The 18,961-nt window shown below is 69.2% G+C and carries 16 protein-coding genes and 1 riboswitch; of the genes, 11 read left to right on the top strand and 5 right to left on the bottom strand.

From position 1 onward, the window contains the following. Window positions 1-65: 65 nt before the first annotated feature. Window positions 66-1,745 carry a hypothetical protein gene (locus ACWD4G_RS18025; RefSeq protein ID WP_451294394.1) on the bottom strand — a complete coding sequence of 560 codons (1,680 nt, stop codon included), beginning with the start codon at window positions 1,743-1,745 and terminating at the stop codon, window positions 66-68. Window positions 1,746-1,859: 114 nt separating this feature from the next. After that, window positions 1,860-2,069 (bottom strand): hypothetical protein, encoded by a 210-nt coding sequence (locus ACWD4G_RS18020; protein ID WP_451294392.1) that lies wholly within the window; start codon window positions 2,067-2,069, stop codon window positions 1,860-1,862. Between the two features lie 154 nt (window positions 2,070-2,223). Here ACWD4G_RS18020 and ACWD4G_RS18015 point away from each other — a divergent pair, with 154 nt between their 5' ends. Next, complete coding sequence (locus ACWD4G_RS18015; RefSeq protein WP_451294390.1) at window positions 2,224-3,198, top strand: carbohydrate kinase family protein; 975 nt, start codon at window positions 2,224-2,226, stop codon at window positions 3,196-3,198. Between the two features lie 141 nt (window positions 3,199-3,339). Here ACWD4G_RS18015 and ACWD4G_RS18010 read toward each other — a convergent pair whose 3' ends face one another. Further along, window positions 3,340-4,722, bottom strand: coding sequence for an aminotransferase class V-fold PLP-dependent enzyme (locus tag ACWD4G_RS18010; protein WP_451294389.1), 1,383 nt, complete (start codon window positions 4,720-4,722; stop codon window positions 3,340-3,342). A 263-nt stretch (window positions 4,723-4,985) separates the two neighbouring features. Between ACWD4G_RS18010 and ctaC the strand changes: the two genes are divergently transcribed. The 4 genes from ctaC to ACWD4G_RS17990 all read left to right on the top strand — a co-directional run bounded on the left by ctaC (window position 4,986) and on the right by ACWD4G_RS17990 (window position 9,500). Beyond that, entirely contained in the window at window positions 4,986-5,978 is a 993-nt protein-coding gene (gene ctaC, locus ACWD4G_RS18005) for an aa3-type cytochrome oxidase subunit II (RefSeq protein ID WP_451294387.1), read from the top strand. Continuing rightward, window positions 5,975-7,714 (top strand): aa3-type cytochrome oxidase subunit I, encoded by a 1,740-nt coding sequence (gene ctaD, locus ACWD4G_RS18000; protein WP_451294385.1) that lies wholly within the window; start codon window positions 5,975-5,977, stop codon window positions 7,712-7,714. The genes ctaC and ctaD overlap by 4 nt, the downstream gene beginning before the upstream one ends. Further along, window positions 7,711-8,109 carry a cytochrome c oxidase subunit 4 gene (locus ACWD4G_RS17995; protein WP_451294383.1) on the top strand — a complete coding sequence of 133 codons (399 nt, stop codon included), beginning with the start codon at window positions 7,711-7,713 and terminating at the stop codon, window positions 8,107-8,109. The genes ctaD and ACWD4G_RS17995 overlap by 4 nt, the downstream gene beginning before the upstream one ends. A 143-nt stretch (window positions 8,110-8,252) precedes the next feature. Further along, window positions 8,253-9,500, top strand: a complete 1,248-nt coding sequence (locus tag ACWD4G_RS17990) for an Ig-like domain-containing protein (RefSeq protein ID WP_451294381.1) — start codon at window positions 8,253-8,255, stop codon at window positions 9,498-9,500. A gap of 126 nt (window positions 9,501-9,626) precedes the next feature. On the opposite strand, the gene ACWD4G_RS17985 is transcribed toward ACWD4G_RS17990, so the two are convergent. Continuing rightward, window positions 9,627-10,028, bottom strand: coding sequence for a hypothetical protein (locus ACWD4G_RS17985; protein ID WP_451294379.1), 402 nt, complete (start codon window positions 10,026-10,028; stop codon window positions 9,627-9,629). A gap of 145 nt (window positions 10,029-10,173) precedes the next feature. On the opposite strand from ACWD4G_RS17985, the gene ctaE reads away from it, so the two are divergent. The 6 genes from ctaE (at window position 10,174) to ACWD4G_RS17955 (ending at window position 17,606) form a co-directional block, all read left to right on the top strand. Beyond that, window positions 10,174-10,794 (top strand): aa3-type cytochrome oxidase subunit III, encoded by a 621-nt coding sequence (gene ctaE / locus ACWD4G_RS17980; protein WP_451294377.1) that lies wholly within the window; start codon window positions 10,174-10,176, stop codon window positions 10,792-10,794. Between the two features lie 122 nt (window positions 10,795-10,916). After that, window positions 10,917-11,726, top strand: a complete 810-nt coding sequence (gene qcrC, locus ACWD4G_RS17975) for a cytochrome bc1 complex diheme cytochrome c subunit (protein WP_451294375.1) — start codon at window positions 10,917-10,919, stop codon at window positions 11,724-11,726. Beyond that, a complete protein-coding gene (gene qcrA, locus ACWD4G_RS17970) occupies window positions 11,723-12,781 on the top strand; it encodes a cytochrome bc1 complex Rieske iron-sulfur subunit (protein ID WP_451294373.1) in 1,059 nt (352 codons plus the stop codon). Before qcrC ends, qcrA begins: the two co-directional genes overlap by 4 nt. After that, window positions 12,778-14,418, top strand: coding sequence for a cytochrome bc1 complex cytochrome b subunit (gene qcrB / locus ACWD4G_RS17965; RefSeq protein ID WP_451294371.1), 1,641 nt, complete (start codon window positions 12,778-12,780; stop codon window positions 14,416-14,418). Before qcrA ends, qcrB begins: the two co-directional genes overlap by 4 nt. Before the next feature lie 166 nt (window positions 14,419-14,584). After that, complete coding sequence (gene trpD, locus ACWD4G_RS17960; RefSeq protein ID WP_451294369.1) at window positions 14,585-15,649, top strand: anthranilate phosphoribosyltransferase; 1,065 nt, start codon at window positions 14,585-14,587, stop codon at window positions 15,647-15,649. 266 nt (window positions 15,650-15,915) lie between these two features. Then, a riboswitch (SAM riboswitch) is annotated at window positions 15,916-16,032 on the top strand. A 194-nt stretch (window positions 16,033-16,226) separates the two neighbouring features. After that, complete coding sequence (locus tag ACWD4G_RS17955) at window positions 16,227-17,606, top strand: aminotransferase class V-fold PLP-dependent enzyme (protein WP_451294367.1); 1,380 nt, start codon at window positions 16,227-16,229, stop codon at window positions 17,604-17,606. On the opposite strand, the gene ACWD4G_RS17950 is transcribed toward ACWD4G_RS17955, so the two are convergent. Next, on the bottom strand, window positions 17,567-18,931 hold the full coding sequence (locus ACWD4G_RS17950; protein ID WP_451294365.1) for a glycerate kinase family protein: 1,365 nt from the start codon (window positions 18,929-18,931) through the stop codon (window positions 17,567-17,569). The genes ACWD4G_RS17955 and ACWD4G_RS17950 overlap by 40 nt on opposite strands. Between the last annotated feature and the right edge of the window lie 30 nt (window positions 18,932-18,961).

Genomic DNA, 18,961 nt, shown 5'->3' with positions numbered 1-18,961 from the left:
TCCGCGCCCCCCCACCGGCGGGGGGGGCGCCGCCTCTGTCGTACGCGGGACCGTCTCTACTGCCCCTACTGCGGCTGGAGTTCCGCGATCCCGCCCTCCGGGATCTCCTTGCCGTCCGAGCCGACCACCTCACGGTCGCCGAGCGGCTGGTCCAGCTGTACGGTCCGCTCCATCGCCTTGGCGATCATGATGCAGACCTTGCCCTCCCAGGGGGTGCCGGTCACGGTGACGGTCACCTCGCCCGACTCCTCGCTCACCGACGCCGAGTAATCGCTGCACACCCCGCCCCAGAACGACACGGTCAGCTCGTCGCCGTCGACCGTGTAGCCCTGGATCTCGACGTCCTGTGCGTCGGGGGAGGTGGTGCCCGGCAGATCGCTGGGCGGCTCGGTCGGCTCGGTCCGGGTCTCCGGCGAGGCCAGATACTTCGGGTCGACCGCCGGATACGAGACGGTGTAGCTCTCCTCCGCCCCGGCCGGCCGTACCTCGAACATCCAGGACGGCACCAGCGCCGGCTGCCCGTCCACATGGTGCGAGGCCAGCCCGAACACCGCGTCCTCGACGGCCACCGGCTCCGGCTCCGGCAGGGTCGAAGCGCCGCACACCGGCTCGTCCGCCTTGATGTCGCCGTCGCCCCCGTCCATCGGTACGGGAGTGGCGCAGTCGTCGACACCCTCGCGCGCGGTGCCGACACCCTGGCCCGAGCCGTTCAGCAGGTCGAGGGCCCGGTCCGCGTCGACGACCGGATACGTGTCGCTCTTCACCGGGGTCTTCAGGTTGCCGTTCCCGGCGGTCACCCGGCCGTCGGCGCCGATCTGGACGCCGGTGGCCCAGCCGTACGTCGGCAGCCCGCCGACCTCGGGATCGGCGTTCACGACCCGCACGGAGCCGAGGAGCCCGGAGGCGTCGACCTTGGCGTCGTCCTGGCCGACCGCCTTGAGCACCGGCGCCGCCGCCTTCCTGGCCACCGCCTCGCTCACCGGATCGGCACCCTCCGCCGTGCCGCCGGAGGAACAGACGTCGACCTTCTGGCAGTTGTCGGTACCCGGCGCGTACCGGTTGAACGACCAGCTCCCCGGGGCCTGTGCGCCGACCTGGAGCAGCGCTCCCGAACCGTCCTTCGCGCCCCCGACCCGCCAGAACTCCCCACTGGCCGTGGGCGTGCCCTCCACCCCGAGCGCCTTCGCGAGCCGGGCCACCTCGGCGGCCGTGACCTCACCCTCGACCGCGTACACGGGCGCCGACTCGGGCCCGTCGGGCAGCTCGCCGTCCGCGCGATACGTCACCCCGTGGGGATCGGGCTCACCGGGCGCTATGCCGTTCGAGCCGCCCGAGGCGTAGCCGTCGAGTGCCAGCGGCGGGGGAGTGCCGTCGCCGCCGGGAGCGGCCGAACCGCCGGAATCCCCGTTCCCGTCGAACCCGCTCGTCGCGAGATACGCCCCACCGCCCCCGACCAGCAGCACGGCGGCGGCCACCGCGGCGACAGCCACCCGGGACCGCCGCGGCCTCGGCTCCCCACCGCCTACGTGTACGACGTCGGCGGGGGGCACATCGGCGGCTTCACCGTCGCCATCGCCATCGCCCTCGCCTGCGTCACTTTCCGTGACCGACGCCGTGGTCGCCTCGGCCTCGTCGGTCCCCTCGGCCCCGGTGACGTCATCCCCGGCGGACCCGAGCTGCTCCGTGGCGTCGGGCTCGGGGCCCTCGTCCGGGGTCTCGGGGTTGTCGGGTCGCTCGGAGTTCACCGCATCGCTCCTTCGGCTGGTCGTACACCGCATCCCCTTTACGGGGGACGCCGATGGGACGCGACGGGGGAGCGAGCGGTTCCCTCGGCGGTCCGAGGAAACCGCGCCGTGACCTCAGTTGCCGTACTCCGACATCGCGTCCACGAGCCGTGCGGAGGTCGCCGGCACCTTCACCCCGTGGATGAGCGAAGGGGACACCGGCGCCGTAATGACCTTCGCGGGGGCCGCCCAGTGCGGGGCCATCCGGGCGCAGTCGCCGCGCAGCGCCGCGAGATCGGCGTCCGGGTCGAACGGGACGGTGCCGTGGATCTTGGAGTTGTTCATGACGGCACCGTATGCACCACCTACCTCACGAAGAAAGCCCTACTATCGGGTAGTTTTTCCCGCTCCTGAGCGCCCGGACGACCTTCAGCGGGCACGGACGACCCGGTAGCGTGAACTGTCAATCGTCTCTCCCCCGCAGGAGCGTGTCCTCGCCGTGCGTATCGCAGTCTCCGGTTCCATCGCCACAGACCATCTGATGACCTTCCCGGGCCGCTTCGCCGACCAACTCGTCGCGGACCAACTGCACACGGTCTCCCTCTCCTTCCTCGTCGACCAGCTGGACGTACGCCGAGGCGGTGTCGGCGCGAACATCGCGTTCGGCATGGGGCAGCTCGGCACCCGGCCGATCCTCGTCGGCGCGGCGGGCGCGGACTTCGACGAGTACCGCGCGTGGCTCGACCGGCACGGCGTGGACACGGAGTCCGTGCGCATCTCCGAGACCCTGCACACCGCCCGCTTCGTGTGCACCACGGACGCCGACCACAACCAGATCGGCTCCTTCTACACCGGCGCCATGAGCGAGGCCCGCCTCATCGAGCTCAAGACCGTCGCCGACCGCGTGGGCGGCCTCGACCTCGTCCTCATCGGCGCCGACGACCCCGAGGGCATGCTCCGCCACACCGAGGAGTGCCGCACCCGCGCGATCCCCTTCGCCGCCGACTTCTCCCAGCAGATCGCCCGCATGGACGGCGACGAGATCCGCACCCTGCTGGACGGCGCCACGTACCTCTTCTCCAACGAGTACGAGAAGGGGCTCATCGAGACCAAGACGGGCTGGTCGGACGCCGAGATCCTCTCCCGCGTGGGCCACCGCGTCACCACCCTCGGCGCGCGCGGCGTCCGCATCGAGCGCGCCGGTCACGACCCCATCGAGGTCGGCTGCCCCGACGAGGAGCGCAAGGCCGACCCCACCGGCGTCGGCGACGCCTTCCGCGCCGGGTTCCTGTCCGGGCTGGCGTGGGGGGTCCCGCTGGAGCGGGCCGCGCAGGTGGGCTGCATGCTCGCCACTCTCGTCATCGAGACGGTGGGGACGCAGGAGTACCAGTTGCGGCGGGCGCACTTCATGGAGCGGTTCACCAAGGCGTACGGGGATGACGCCGCCGGGGAGGTCAAGGCTCACCTTGGCTGAGTGCCGGCTTTGCGACTAGGGGGGGGTGCCGCGGTCGGTGTTTTGTCGGCTGCGGCGCCGTCGTGGCTGATCGCGCCCCGCGGCGGAGCCGCTGATGTCACAGCCCCGCGCCCCTGGGTTGGCTGGGGTGCGGGCACTGCTTCAACTCACCCTTCGCACCACATACGCCGAGCCCCTCTCCTCGGCTTCCTCTCCCACGTACTCCTGGCCCCTCATCTCGCACCACGCCGGAATGTCCAGGCGGGCCGCCTCGTCATCCGAGAGGACCCGGACCGTCCCGCCCACCGGTACGTCCCCGATGACCTTCGCCAGTTCGATGACCGGGATCGGGCAGCGCTTGCCGAGCGCGTCCACGACCAGGACGTCCTCCCGCACGACCGGAGCCGGAGCCGGAACCGGCGCCCCCAGCTTCTCCCGGACCGTCGCCACCGCACCCGGCAGCACCGACAGGAACCGTTCGACATCCTCCTCCGCCACGCCCATCGGCAGCGACACCCGCACGTTCCCCTCGCTGAGGACGCCCATGGCCCTCAGCACATGGCTCGGTGTCAAGGTGCTGCTCGTGCACGACGAGCCGGAGGAGACGGAGAAGCCCTCCCTGTCCAACGCGTGCAGCAATGTCTCCCCATCGACATAGAGACACGAGAAGGTGACCACCCCCGGCAGTCGCCGCTCCGGGTCTCCGACCACCTCCACGTCCGGCACCAGCGACGGCACCCTCGCGCGGATTCGGTCCGTCAACTCCCGTAGCCGTACGGCCTCGGCGGCCGCCTCCGCCCGTACCGCCCGCAGTGAGGCCGCCGCCGCCACGATCGCCGGGATGTTCTCGAAGCCGGCGGCCCGGCCCGACTCCCGCTCGTCGGCGGGGCCTTGAGCCGCGAACCGCACACCCTTCCGTACGACCAGCAGTCCGACCCCGGACGGACCGCCCCATTTATGGGCACTGCCGGTCAACGCCGACCAGTCCCCGTCCACCGGTCCCCACCCCAACGACTGCGCCGCGTCCACCAGCAACGGCACCCCGGCCTCCCGGCACACCGCCGCCACTTCGGCCACCGGCTGCTCGGTGCCCACCTCGTGGTTGGCCGACTGAAGACAGGCGAGCGCGGTGTCGGACCGCAGGGCCTCGCCGTACGCCTCGACGTCAACGACCCCGGACCGGTTCACCTCCACCCGAGTGACCGTGCCGCCCCCGGCCTCGTGCACCTCGGCCGCATGCAACACCGAAGAGTGTTCGACAGCCGACACGATGAGATGACCCCCGATACGCCGCCGCCCGGCCAGCACCCCGGCGATTCCCGAGTGCACGGCCCGCGTCCCGGACGAGGTGAACACCAGCTCGTCGGGCCGGCATCCCACCGCCTCGGCAGCCGCCTCCCGAGCGGCGTCCAACAACAACCGAGCCCTACGCCCCTCCCGGTAGAGCCGGGCAGGATCGGCCCACCCTTCATCAAGACCGGCCACCAGGGCCTGCCGGGCAACAGGATGAAGAGGAACAGAGGAAGCAGCGTCGAAGTAACCCACAGGTCAACGCTATAAGCAGGGAGCCGGGCAGCGCCCCTTCAAGGGGCGCGGGGAACTGCGCGACCAGCCACAAACCACCCGCAGCCGCCAAATCAGCGAACCACCCCTCCCACTAGGCACCCCTCCTCGCACCCCCCCGGAGGGCGTCGGCTAGGGTTTGGTCCGCATAAACATCCAAACCCCTGCCCGCCGCAGGGCGGCGACCGACCAGCGAGAAGGCCGCAGCCTGACCTGCGCGGGCGAGACTCTCGGGAAGGCGCTACGTGAGTCCCAACGGCTCCGACCTCCCCCGCGGCCTGAAGAGCGCGGGTGGTACCCCCATGCCGCGGCGCCCGATGCGGCGGAAGCTGCTGCAGGCACTGACTGCGGGCCTGGTCCTGGCGACCGCCACCGGTTGCACATACAAGGACTTCCCCCGCCTTGGTATGCCCACCCCGACCACGGAAGAGGCTCCGCGAATCCTCTCCCTGTGGCAGGGCTCCTGGGCCGCCGCGCTCGCCACGGGCGTACTGGTCTGGGGCCTGATCCTGTGGAGTGCTTTCTTCCACCGGCGCAGCCGCACCAAGGTCGAAGTTCCTCCGCAGACCCGTTACAACATGCCCATCGAGGCGCTGTACACGGTCGTCCCGCTGATCATCGTCTCGGTGCTCTTCTACTTCACCGCCCGCGACGAGTCGAGGCTCCTCGACACGTCCAAGAAGCCCGACGTCACCATCAACGTCGTCGGCTTCCAGTGGAGCTGGTGCTTCAACTACATCGAGAACGTCGACGGCGTCACCGGTGACGCGAAGACCGACGAGAACCTGGCCGCGGTTCCCACCAAGTGGAAGAACCAGTTCCCGGACAACGCGGGCGGCGTCTACACCTGCGGCATCCCCGGTGACAAGAACCCGCAGACCGGCAACCCCGGCCCCACCCTGTGGCTGCCCGAGGGCAAGACGGTCCGCTTCGTGCTCACCTCGCGTGATGTCATCCACTCCTTCTGGGTGGTTCCGTTCCTGATGAAGCAGGACGTCATCCCGGGCCACACCAATGTGTTCCAGGTGACGCCCAACCAGGAGGGCACCTTCCTCGGCAAGTGCGCCGAGCTGTGCGGCGTCGACCACTCCCGGATGCTCTTCAACGTGAAGGTCGTCTCCCAGGAGCGGTACGAGCAGCACCTGAAGGAGCTGGCCGAGAAGGGCCAGACCGGTTACGTCCCGGCGGGCATCGAGCAGACGCAGCACGAGAAGGACCGGGAGGTGAACCAGCTGTGAGCATCGTCAACGAACCCCAGGGCACTGCCGCAGGCGAGGGCTCGTACGAGGACGAGCTGCCCGTCCGGCGCAAGCAGCCCGGGAACGTGGTGGTCAAGTGGCTGACCACCACCGACCACAAGACCATCGGCACCCTGTACCTGGTCACGTCGTTCGCGTTCTTCATCATCGGTGGCGCGATGGCGCTGCTCATGCGTGCCGAGCTGGCCCGCCCGGGCAACCAGATCATGACGAACGAGCAGTTCAACCAGGCGTTCACGATGCACGGCACGATCATGCTGCTGATGTTCGCGACGCCGCTGTTCGCCGGATTCGCCAACTGGATCATGCCGCTGCAGATCGGCGCGCCCGACGTGGCGTTCCCGCGGCTGAACATGTTCGCGTACTGGCTGTACCTCTTCGGCTCGCTGATCGCGGTGGCCGGCTTCCTCACCCCGCAGGGTGCCGCCGACTTCGGCTGGTTCGCCTACTCCCCGCTGTCGGACGCGGTCCGCAGCCCGGGCATCGGCGCCGACATGTGGATCATGGGTCTGGCCTTCTCCGGCTTCGGCACCATCCTCGGCTCGGTCAACTTCATCACCACGATCATCTGCATGCGCGCACCCGGCATGACGATGTTCCGTATGCCGATCTTCGTGTGGAACGTGCTGCTGACCGGTGTCCTGGTCCTGCTCGCCTTCCCGGTCCTCGCGGCCGCGCTGTTCGCCCTGGAGGCGGACCGCAAGTTCGGCGCCCATGTCTTCGACGCGGCCAACGGCGGCGCCCTGCTCTGGCAGCACCTCTTCTGGTTCTTCGGCCACCCAGAGGTGTACATCATCGCCCTGCCGTTCTTCGGCATCATCTCCGAGGTCATCCCGGTCTTCTCGCGCAAGCCGATGTTCGGCTACATGGGCCTGATCGGCGCGACCATCGCGATCGCCGGCCTCTCCGTGACGGTGTGGGCGCACCACATGTACGTCACCGGTGGCGTGCTCCTACCGTTCTTCTCCTTCATGACGTTCCTCATCGCCGTCCCGACCGGTGTGAAGTTCTTCAACTGGATCGGAACGATGTGGAAGGGCTCGCTGTCCTTCGAGACGCCGATGCTCTGGGCGACCGGCTTCCTGATCACCTTCACCTTCGGTGGTCTGACCGGTGTCATCCTGGCCTCGCCCCCGATGGACTTCCACGTCTCCGACTCGTACTTCGTGGTGGCGCACTTCCACTACGTCGTCTTCGGCACCGTGGTGTTCGCGATGTTCTCCGGCTTCCACTTCTGGTGGCCGAAGATGACGGGCAAGATGCTCGACGAGCGCCTCGGCAAGATCACGTTCTGGACGCTGTTCATCGGCTTCCACGGCACCTTCCTCGTCCAGCACTGGCTGGGCGCCGAGGGCATGCCGCGTCGTTACGCCGACTATCTGGCGGCCGACGGCTTCACCGCCCTGAACACGATCTCGACGATCGCCTCGTTCGTACTCGGTCTGTCGATCCTGCCGTTCCTCTACAACGTGTGGAAGACCGCCAAGTACGGCAAGCCCGTCGGCGTCGACGACCCGTGGGGCTACGGCCGTTCGCTGGAGTGGGCGACCTCCTGCCCGCCGCCGCGGCACAACTTCCTCACCCTGCCTCGGATTCGCAGCGAATCCCCGGCGTTCGACCTGCACCACCCCGAGATCGCCGCGCTGGAGCAGCTCGCGCACAGCGGTCACGGTGAGCTCGCCGGCAGCGGCGCCAGCAAGGAGGCCGGCAAGTGAAGATCCAGGGCAAGATGTTCATCTGGCTGAGCGTCTTCGTCCTCGCCATGGCGATCGTCTATGGCGTGTGGTCGAAGGAGCCGGCCGGCACCACGGCGCTCTTCCTGGCCTTCGGCCTGTGCATCATGATCGGCTACTACCTGGCCTTCACGGCCCGGCGGGTCGACGTGGGCGCGCAGGACAACAAGGAGGCCGACGTCGCGGACGACGCAGGTGAGCAGGGCTTCTTCAGCCCGCACAGCTGGCAGCCGCTGTCCCTGGCCATCGGTGGCGCGTTCGCCTTCATGGGCGTCATCTTCGGCTGGTGGCTGCTGTACTTCTCGGCTCCGATCATCCTGGTCGGTCTGTGGGGCTGGGTCTTCGAGTACTACCGCGGCGAGAACCAGAACCAGTAGCGCGCCGCTGTAACACGCGCCGAGCGCAAGGAAGCCCGGACACTCCGCCAGGAGGTCCGGGCTTCCCCCTTTTGCCGTATCGAACATCCCCCACACGGCCCACTCGGCGAGCCACGCCCGGCTCACATTCCTACGTTGGCCTCATGAGCCACACACCGCGCCACCGTACGCTCCTCAGCTGCACCCTGCTGGCCCTCTTCCTCGGGGCGGCCACCACCGCCTGCGGTTCAGGCGGTCATCCGCTCTCCGGCCGGCCCTACGACGCGGGCGACCAGGTCTCCTTCAACACCCCCGCCGAAGAAGGCGAGAAGGCCGACCCGGACAAGGCCCTGGAGGTCACCGCCGAGGACGACGCACGGATCACCGACGTCCTGGCCGTGGACGCCGCAGGACGGTACGTGGCGGGCGAACTCACCGCCGACGGTGGCCGCTGGCACTCCACCGCCCCGCTCGCCGCCAACGCCCGCTACACGGTCCGCGTGAGCACCGAGGACGACGACGGCGCTCCCGGCCGCGAGACGCTCACCTTCGACACGGGCAGGCCCCTCACCAAGAAGCGCCTCGACGTCACCTTCGGACCCGAGGCGGGCAAGTACGGCGTCGGCCAGCCCGTCACCGCCGAACTCAGCGCACCGGTCAAGGACCAGGCGGCCCGCGCCATAGTCGAGCGCGCCCTCAAGGTGGACTCCGTCCCCGCGGCCGAGGGCGCCTGGCACTGGGTGGACGACACGAAGCTCCACTACCGCCCCAAGGAGTACTGGCCCACCGGCGCCACCATAAGGGCCCACAGCAACCTGGAGGGCATAAAGATCGGCGACCGCCTCTGGGGCGGCAGGGCCAAACCCCTCACCCTCACCACCGGCGACAAGATCATCGCCGTGACGGACGCCGCCGCCCACCAGATGACGGTCTACAAGAACGACGAGGAGATCCGAGCGATCCCGGTCACCACGGGCATGCCCGGCTACGACACCCGCAACGGCGTCAAGGTCGTACTCGCCAAGGAAGGCACCGTACGCATGACCAGCGCGAGCATAGGAGCCTCGGACTTCTACGACCTGACCGTCCACCACTCCGTCCGGGTCACCAACAGCGGCGAGTACGTCCACGCCGCCCCCTGGTCCACCGGCTCCCAGGGCTACGCCAACGTCAGCCACGGCTGCACCGGCATGAGCAGCGCCAACGCCGAGTGGTTCTACGACACCATCAACGAGGGCGACATAGTCGAGGTCGTCAACTCGGCCGGCGACACCATGGCCCCCTTCGGCAACGGCTACGGCGACTGGAACCTCGACTGGGAGAAGTGGCGAGAGGGCAGCGCCCTGACAGGCGGCAAGAGGAAGGTGCCCGAAGTGCAGCAGACGGCCCGCTTGAGGCCACAGTCGGCATAAAGGGTACGTAACGGGCTTCGGCTCGCGCCCCTGATAGCGGCGCAGCCGCTTCTTGAGGGGCGCGGGGAACTGCGCGATCAACCACAACGGACCCGCAGTCGCCCACGAACAGTCGCCCCCGAGCCACTAGGCGCTCAAAGCCCTCTTCTCACGAAGAAGCGAAGCAAGCGCCGAGGCGAACTCAACAGGCTCCACCGGCAAGGTGACCGCCGAGTCAGCGCGACTCCACGTCGCGAGCCACGCGTCCTGAGGCCGCCCGATCAGCACCAGCACCGGCGGACAGTGAAAGATCTCGTCCTTGATCTGCCGGCAGACCCCCATGCCCCCCATGGGCACGGCCTCCCCGTCAAGGACACACACATCGATCCCACCCCTGTCCAACTCCTTGATGACAGCGGCGGGCGTCGCGCACTCCACGAACTCCACCTGGGGAACGTCCGGCGCGGGCCGTCGCCCCGTCGCCAGCCGGACTTGTTCGCGGGTGTTGGAGTCGTCGCTGTAGACCAGCACCGTGGCGGTCGGCTGCATTGTTCCTCCGTGACGTCAGCGTCGTAAGGACAGGCCCGATGCGCGGGATGCTACTCCCTTGAACACCACGTCAACAGCGGTACGGACGGCAGCAACACTCCGAACGGCACCCCCCGGAGTGAGGGCGGGATAAGCGACCGACATAATGTCGGTCGTGGCGACAGCAACGACAGTAGAAACCGGGCACGCGCACCCGTCGGTCAACCGGCCGAACCTCACCAGCGTCGGAACCATCATCTGGTTGAGCTCCGAGCTGATGTTCTTCGCGGCCCTCTTCGCGATGTACTTCACCCTGCGATCGGTGACCGGTCCCGAGTTCTGGTCGGAGAAGGCCGACACGCTGAACTTCCCGTTCTCGGCGACCAACACCACGATCCTGGTGCTCTCCTCCCTCACCTGCCAGCTCGGCGTGTTCGCCGCCGAGCGCGGGGACGTGAAGAAGCTCCGGATGTGGTTCATCGTCACCTTCATCATGGGCGCGATCTTCATCGGCGGTCAGGTCTTCGAGTACACCGAGCTGGTCAAGCACGAGGGCCTGTCGCTCTCGTCCGACCCGTACGGCTCGGTGTTCTACCTGACCACCGGCTTCCACGGCCTGCACGTGACGGGCGGCCTCATCGCCTTCCTGCTGGTCCTCGGCCGCACCTACGCGGCCCGGAGGTTCACCCACGAGCAGGCGACCGCGGCCATCGTCGTGTCCTACTACTGGCACTTCGTCGATGTCGTCTGGATCGGCCTCTTCGCCACGATCTACATGATCAAGTAATCGGGCGGGTGAGCCGGGCGGACGTGACGCCCCGCCCGAGGGCGGACCGAACGCCCCGCCTCGAACCGAGAACGACCCTTCCAGAAGCATCGACGCAGAAGATCCTGACACCGGGGTAATCCGTGAAAAAGCTCTCCGCACGACGACGCCATCCGCTGGCGGCGCTCGTCGTCCTACTCATCGCGCTGGCGGCCACCGGGGGGCTGTACACCGCTTTCGCGCCCGCGGACAAGGCGCAGGCCGATGAAACCGCCCAGACCCTCACCATCGAGGAGGGCAAGAAGCTCTACGCCGTGGGCTGCGCGAGCTGCCACGGCACCGGCGGTCAGGGCACCACCGACGGGCCTTCCCTGGTGGGTGTGGGCGCCGCGGCCGTCGACTTCCAGGTCGGCACCGGCCGTATGCCGGCCCAGCAGCCGGGCGCGCAGGTCCCGAAGAAGAAGGTCATCTACTCGCAGGCCGAGATCGACCAGCTGGCGGCGTTCATCGCCTCCCTGGGCGCCGGTCCGGAGATCCCGACCGAGAACGCGTACGACCCCGAGGGCGCGGACATCGCCGAGGGCGGCGAGCTCTTCCGCACCAACTGCGCTCAGTGCCACAACTTCACCGGCAAGGGCGGTGCGCTGTCCGAGGGCAAGTACGCGCCGAGCCTTGAGGACGTGGACCCGAAGCACATCTACGAGGCCATGCAGACCGGCCCGCAGAACATGCCGTCCTTCCCCGACACGACGCTGACGGAAGAGAACAAGAAGGACATCATCGCGTACCTCCATGCGGTCAACAGTGACGACACCGTCGAGCCCGGTGGCATCAGCCTCGGCGGACTCGGTCCGGTCACCGAGGGCCTCTTCGGCTGGATCTTCGGACTCGGTGCGCTGATCGCCGTCGCCATCTGGGTCGCCGCTCGGACCGCAAAGGCCAAGAAGTCATGAGTAGCCAAGACATTCCAGAAGAGAACCTGCCGGCAGAGCAGGGCCACGCGCACAGTGTGGTGAAGGTCGCGGACGAGGAGAACCCCTTCGCGGACCCCGGCCTTCCGCCTCACGAGCACCGCATCCAGGACATCGACGAGCGGGCCGCCAAGCGGTCCGAGCGCACGGTCGCCCTGCTGTTCACGGTGTCGATGCTGTCGACCGTCGGCTTCATCGCCTCCTATGTGGCGATCCCCGTCGACAAGTCGATCTACGTCTGGCCGATCGGGCACATCAGCGCGCTGAACTTCGCGCTGGGGCTCACCCTCGGTCTGGCCCTGTTCTGCATCGGCGCGGGCGCGGTCCACTGGGCCCGCACGCTGATGTCGGACGTGGAGGTCGCCGACGAGCGCCACCCGATCGAGGCCGCCCCCGAGGTCAAGGCCAAGGTCATGGCCGACTTCAGGCAGGGCGCCAAGGAGTCCGCGCTCGGCCGCCGCAAGCTGATCCGCAACACGATGTTCGGCGCGCTGGCCCTGTTCCCGCTCTCCGGTGTCGTCCTGCTGCGCGACCTCGGTCCGCTGCCCGGCACCAAGCTGCGGCACACCCAGTGGGCCAAGGGCAAGAAGCTCGTCAACATGAACACCGGCGAGCCGCTGCGTCCCTCGGACGTCGCGGTCGGGTCGCTCACGTTCGCCATGCCGGACGGCCTGGACGAGCACGACCACGACTTCCAGACGAACATCGCCAAGGACGCCCTGATGATCGTCCGGATTCAGCCGAACGACATCAAGGACCCGCAGTCACTTCAGTGGTCGCACGAGGGCATCCTCGCCTACTCGAAGATCTGCACCCACGTCGGTTGCCCGATCTCCCTGTACGAGCAGCAGACGCACCACGTGCTCTGCCCCTGCCACCAGTCCACCTTCGACCTCGCCGACCGGGGCCGGGTGATCTTCGGCCCGGCGGGTCACGCCCTGCCGCAGCTGCACATCACGGTCGGTGAAGACGGCTACCTCGAAGCGGTCAGCGACTTCGAAGAGCCCGTCGGTCCTGCCTTCTGGGAGCGCGGATGAGTACTGCAACCACCACGGACGCTCGCGACTCGCGCGAGAAGGCACCGGCCGGCGAGCGGATCGCCGACTGGGCCGACGGCCGGCTCGGGATCTACTCCCTGGCCAAGGCCAACATGCGCAAGATCTTCCCCGACCACTGGTCGTTCATGTTGGGCGAGGTCGCGCTCTACAGCTTCATCATCATCATCCTCACGGGTGTGTATCTGACGCTGTTCTTCCACCCGTCGATGAACGAGGTGGAGTACCACGGCTCGTATGTGCCGCTGCAGGGCCAGCTGATGTCCGAGGCGTTCAACTCGACCATGCACATCTCGTTCGAGGTGCGCGGTGGTCTGCTGATCCGGCAGATCCACCACTGGGCGGCGCTGATCTTCCTCGCGGCCATGTTCGTGCACATGATGCGTGTGTTCTTCACCGGCGCGTTCCGCAAGCCGCGTGAGGTCAACTGGCTGTTCGGCTTCCTGCTGTTCGTCCTCGGCATGTTCACCGGCTTCACCGGCTACTCGCTCCCGGACGACCTGCTCTCCGGCACCGGTGTCCGCTTCATGGAGGGCGCGGTCCTGTCCGTGCCGATCGTCGGCACGTACCTGTCGTTCTTCCTCTTCGGCGGGGAGTTCCCGGGCGGCGACTTCGTGGCCCGCTTCTACTCGGTCCACGTCCTGCTGCTGCCGGGCATCATGCTCGGCCTCGTGGTGGCCCACCTGATCCTGGTCTTCTACCACAAGCACACCCAGTTCGCGGGCCCCGGCAAGACGAACAACAACGTCGTCGGCATGCCGCTGCTGCCGGTCTACATGGCCAAGGCCGGAGGCTTCTTCTTCCTGGTCTTCGGCGTCATCGCGGCGATCGCGGCGCTCTTCCAGATCAACCCGATCTGGTCCATGGGCCCCTACCGCCCGGACCAGGTGTCCACCGGCGCGCAGCCCGACTGGTACATGGGCTTCTCCGAGGGCCTCATCCGTGCCATGCCGGGCTGGGAGATCAACTTCGCGGGCCACACGCTCGTCCTGGGTGTGTTCGTTCCGCTGATGGTCTTCCCGCTGGTTCTGGCGGCGATCGCGGTCTACCCGTTCATCGAGGCGTGGGTCACCGGCGACAAGCGCGAGCACCACATCCTGGACCGCCCGCGCAACGCCCCGACGCGCACGGCGGTCGGTGTCGCCTGGATCACCTGGTACGTGGTCATGCTGATCGGCGGTGGCAACGACCTGTTCGCCACCCACTTCCACCTGTCGATCAACGCGGTGACCTGGTTCGTCCGGATCGCGTTCTTCGTGGCCCCGGTCCTCGCGTTCATCGTCACCAAGCGGATCTGCCTCGGCCTCCAGCGCCGCGACAAGGACAAGGTGCTGCACGGTCGCGAGACCGGCATCATCAAGCGTCTGCCGCACGGTGAGTTCATCGAGGTCCATGAGCCGCTCAGCCAGGAGCAGCTGCACACGCTCACGGCGCACGAGCAGTACGAGCCCGCCGCGATCGGTCCGGCGGTCGACGAGAACGGCGTCGCCCGCAAGATCACCCGTCGCGCCAAGCTCCGCGCCAAGCTGAGCAAGGGCTACTACGGCGAGGACGGCCAGATCGCCAAGCCGACCGTCGAGGAGTACAAGGAGATCACGAGCGGCCACGGCCACCACTGATCACCGATCGCCTGATCGCGTCGCCACACGACGGTCGAAGGGCCCCCGTCCGATCTTCGGACGGGGGCCCTTCGACGTGCTCCGGGCTGGATAGGGTGAGGGTGCGTAATTGTTTTTGGGTGCGCGCGGCACCGGCTGCCCGCGCCATGACGACCAGGAGCGGCTGATGAACGCTGTGACCCCCGCTGGAGGCGACACCGCGGCGGGCCGTTCCTGGCCCGAGGTGCTGAACGCCCTGCTGACCGGCAAGGACCAGGACGCCGGTGCGACGTTCTGGGCGATGGACCAGATCATGCGCGGCGAGGCGACCGACGCCCAGATCGCCGGGTTCGTGGTGGCGCTGCGGGCCAAGGGCGAGACGGTGGACGAGATCACCGGGCTCGTGGACGCGCTGTACGAGCACGCCAATGTCATCGAGGTGTCGGGGAGGACCGTCGACGTCGTCGGCACGGGCGGTGACGGCGCCAAGACGGTGAACATCTCCACGATGTCGTCGATCGTCGTCGCCGGCACGGGCGCCAAGGTCGTCAAGCACGGCAACCGGGCCGCGTCCTCGGCCTCGGGCGCCTCGGACGTCCTGGAGAAGCTGGGCGTCAATCTGGAGCTGACGCCGAAGCGGGTCGCGGAGGTCGCCGAGGAAGCGGGGATCACCTTCTGCTTCGCGGTGAAGTTCCACCCGGCGCTGCGGCATGTGGCCGCCGCGCGCGGGCAGCTCGGCATCCGTACGGTCTTCAACGCGCTCGGGCCGCTGGCGAACCCGGCGAAGGTGCGGGCGCAGGCCGTGGGTGTGGCGGACCCCCGGATGGCGCCGATCATGGCGGGGGTCTTCGCCGAGCGCGGCAACTCGTCGCTGGTCTTCCGCGGTGATGACGGGCTCGACGAGCTGACCACGACGGCCACGTCCCGGGTCTGGATCGTCCGGGACGGCAAGGTCACGGAGGAGTCCTTCGATCCGCGTGATGTGGGGCTGGAGTTGGTTCCGGTGGAGGCGTTGCGGGGGGCCGACTCGTCGTACAACGCGGATGTCGCGCGGCGGTTGTTGGGTGGGGAGACGGGGCCGGTGCGGGATGCGGTGCTGTTGAACTCGGCCGCCGCGCTGGTCGCGCTGGACCCGGGTACCGGGTCTCTGGCCGAGCAGTTGCGGGAGGGTATGGCCAAGGCCGCGGAGTCGATCGACTCGGGGGCGGCGGGGCGGGTTCTTGAGCGATGGGTTGCCGCGACCAATCGGTAGTTGGCTGCGGGTGGGTGGGGGTTGGTCGCGCCCACGCGGCGGAGCCGCAAATCGACACAGCCCCGCGCCCCTGAAAGACACGGCCCCTGCGGGCCGAAAAGCAAGGGGCGCAGCCCCTGCTTTTCAGGGGCGCGGGGAACTGCGCGAGCAACCCCCACCCACCCGCACCCGCCAACTCATCCGAACTCCCGAGTTATTAGGCGCCCCTGTCCCGGCATGCGGACAGATGTTGCGGACCGGCGATCACCTCACGTACGTTTTCGGCAGGTCATGAGTGACAGTCAACAGGCCCCGGCCGACTGTCCGGCAACCCTCCGTCCGTGGCGGGGTGCCCCGGGTGAAGACCAGGTCGTAGGCAGAGAGGTCTACGGCAAGCGCGGACCCCTCGCGAAACCAGGGGTCCTGGGTCGTTCGAGGGAGCCTTCCGTGAGCAAGCGAATGCGATAGGGCCGCAGAGCCCCGCCTCCGCATCCCCCTTTCATCTCACCGCCGCTGAGCCGTGACACAGCCCTGTGCCATGTCGGGCCGTCTCGTGTGCTCGCCGGTGAATTCCAGCTGCTTTCACGGGAGTTCCGTCATGTCTGTCTCCGTTGTCTCCGCTGTCTCCAGCATTGCCGCCGACCAGTCCGTTTGTGCCCCGCTGCCCGTTCTGGGGCGTGAGGTCACCGTCCCGCTCGTCACCGGTGGTGAGGTCACCTACGCCGCGCTCGACTACGCCGCCAGCGCCCCGGCGTTGCAGCGGGTGTGGGACGACGTGGCGGCGTACGCGCCGTACTACGGGAGCGTGCACCGGGGGGCCGGCTATCTGTCGCAGCTGTCGACGGACCTGTTCGAGAACGCCCGGCGTACGGTCGCGGAGTTCCTCGACTGCCGGGACGGCGACCAGGTCGTCTTCACCCGGTCCACCACCGACTCCCTCAACCTCCTCGCCGCCGCGCTGCCCGCCGACTGCCAGGTCTTCGTGTTCGAGACGGAGCACCACGCGTCGCTGCTGCCGTGGCGGGACGCCCGGGTCACCTACCTGGACGCGCCCCGGACGCCCACCGAGGCCGTCGCCACGCTGGAGCGGGCGCTCGCGGGGCGGGACCCGTACGGGCCGGCGCTGGTCTGTGTGACCGGGGCCTCCAATGTCACCGGTGAGATCTGGCCGGTGCGGGAGCTGGCCGCCGCCGCGCACGCGCACGGCGCGCGGATCGTGCTGGACGCCGCCCAGCTCGCCCCCCACCACCCGGTCTCCGTACGGGAGTTGGACGTCGACTGGGTCGCGTTCTCGGGGCACAAGCTGTACGCGCCCTTCGGGTCGGGTGTTCTCGCCGGACGGGCCGACTGGCTGACCGAGGCCGAGCCCTACCTCGCCGGCGGGGGCGCCTCCCGCAAGGTGACCCGGCGCACCGACGGCGGCGTGGACGTCGAGTGGCAGGTGACCGCCGCCCGGCACGAGGCCGGTTCGCCGAACGTCATCGGCGCCTACTCCATCGCCTCCGCCTGCAAGGCATTGACGGAGGCCGGCTTCGAGACGCTGGTCGCGCGTGAGCGGTACCTGATCGACACCCTACGAGCCGGTCTCGCCGACGTTCCCGAGGTCCGGGTCCTCTCCCTCTTCGGCGACGACGCCCCGCGCGTCGGCGTCATCTCCTTCGTCGTCGACGGCTGGAACAGCTCCCACTTCGCCGCCGCGCTCTCCGCCGAGTACGGCATCGGCGTACGCGACGGCCTCTTCTGCGCCCACCCCCTCGTCCGCACCCTCCTCGGCACCGCCCCGGAGACCCAGGGGGAGTGCGGGGCGCCCGAGGCCGCGCCCGGCGAGAAGTCCCTCAACGCGATCCGGGTGAGCTTCGGCGCCGGTACGCCGGACGAGCATGTGGAGCGGTTCCTGCGCGCGGTCAAGGAGCTGGTGAGGGACGGCGCGAAGTGGAACTACCGGACGGAAGACGGGCGTTGCGTTCCCGCTGTCTGACCCGGCCCCGCCCACAGGGGCAGGGGCAGGGGCAGGGGCAGGGGTAGGTGTTCGGGGGAGGGCGACGGTGACCAGCCGGGCTTCCTCGCCGTCGTCACCAGGGCGCCCAGGCTCATCATCCGCAGGGCCCGTTCCGTGGCGTCGGTGAGGAGTTCGCTCGCGCGGACCATGGCCTCGGCCAGGGCCATCGGTGCCGGGAGGATACCGGTGTACGCGTCGACGCCGGGGACCTCGTGGGCGCCCTCGCCGAGCGTGCCGGCCAGGGCCAGGACCGGGCGGGCGTGCAGCTTGGCGCGGCGGGCCACCTCCGCGGGGACCTTGCCGTGCGGCGTCTGGCGGTCCAGGGCGCCCTCGGCTGTGATCACCAGGTCGGCGCGGGCCAGCCGGGTGTCCAGGTCCAGATGGGCCAGGAGCACCTCGAAACGGGGGAGCAGCCGGGCGCCCAGTGCGGCCAGGCCCGCGCCGAGACCGCCGGAGGCGCCCGTTCCGGGGCCGAGGCGGAGGTCGACGCCGCTGGGGGCGAGATCCCGGGTGAGCACGTACGCCCAGTTCGACAGGGCGGCGGACAGCTCCTCGACCTGCTCGGGCGTGGCGCCCTTCTGCGGGCCGAAGACCCGGGCCACACCGCGTTCGCCGCACAGCACGTTGAACGGGTTGCAGGCGACGAGGAGTTCGACGTCCCGCAGGCGGGGGTCGAGGCCCGAGGGGTCGATATGGTGCAGTCGGGTCAACTCCCTTCCCCCTGGTGGGAGTTCGAAGCCGTCCGCGTCCAGCAGCCGCGCGCCGAGCGCCTGCAGGGCTCCCGCCCCGCCGTCCGAGGTGCCCGAGTCGCCGCAGCCGACCAGGACGCGCCGTACGCCGGTGTCGAGTGCGGCGCGGATCAGTTCGCCGACTCCGTAGGTGGTGGTGGCACCCGGGTCGCGCAGGGCGCGTGGGACGAGGGAGAGGCCCGCGACCGCGGCCATCTCGACGACCGCCGTCCGAGGGGCGGTTCCGCCGGGCGCCTCCAGGCGGGTCGGGTCCGGCGCCTCCGGGTGGGGCGGGTCGGTCGACTGCCGGGAGGTCGCCTCGGGGGTGCCGAGCAGGGCGAAGTGCGTGCCCACCGGCTCGCCGACCGGGCCCGTCGCGGGCAGGGCGACCAGCCGGCCCCCGGTCGAGGCGGCCAGCGCGGCGGCCGTGCCCTCGCCGCCGTCGACCAGCGGGATCAGGTCCACCTCGGCGTCCGGCACCACCCGGCGGACCCCCTCCGCGATCGCCTCGGCGGCTGCCTCGGCCGACAGGGACTCCTTGAAACCGCTGGGGGCTACGGCGACACGGTTCAGCATGGTCTTCAGGGCTCCTCGGATGTCGTGAAG

Source organism: Streptomyces sp. NPDC002643 (assembly GCF_053592555.1).
This window is presented reverse-complemented; position numbering and strand designations above follow the sequence as displayed.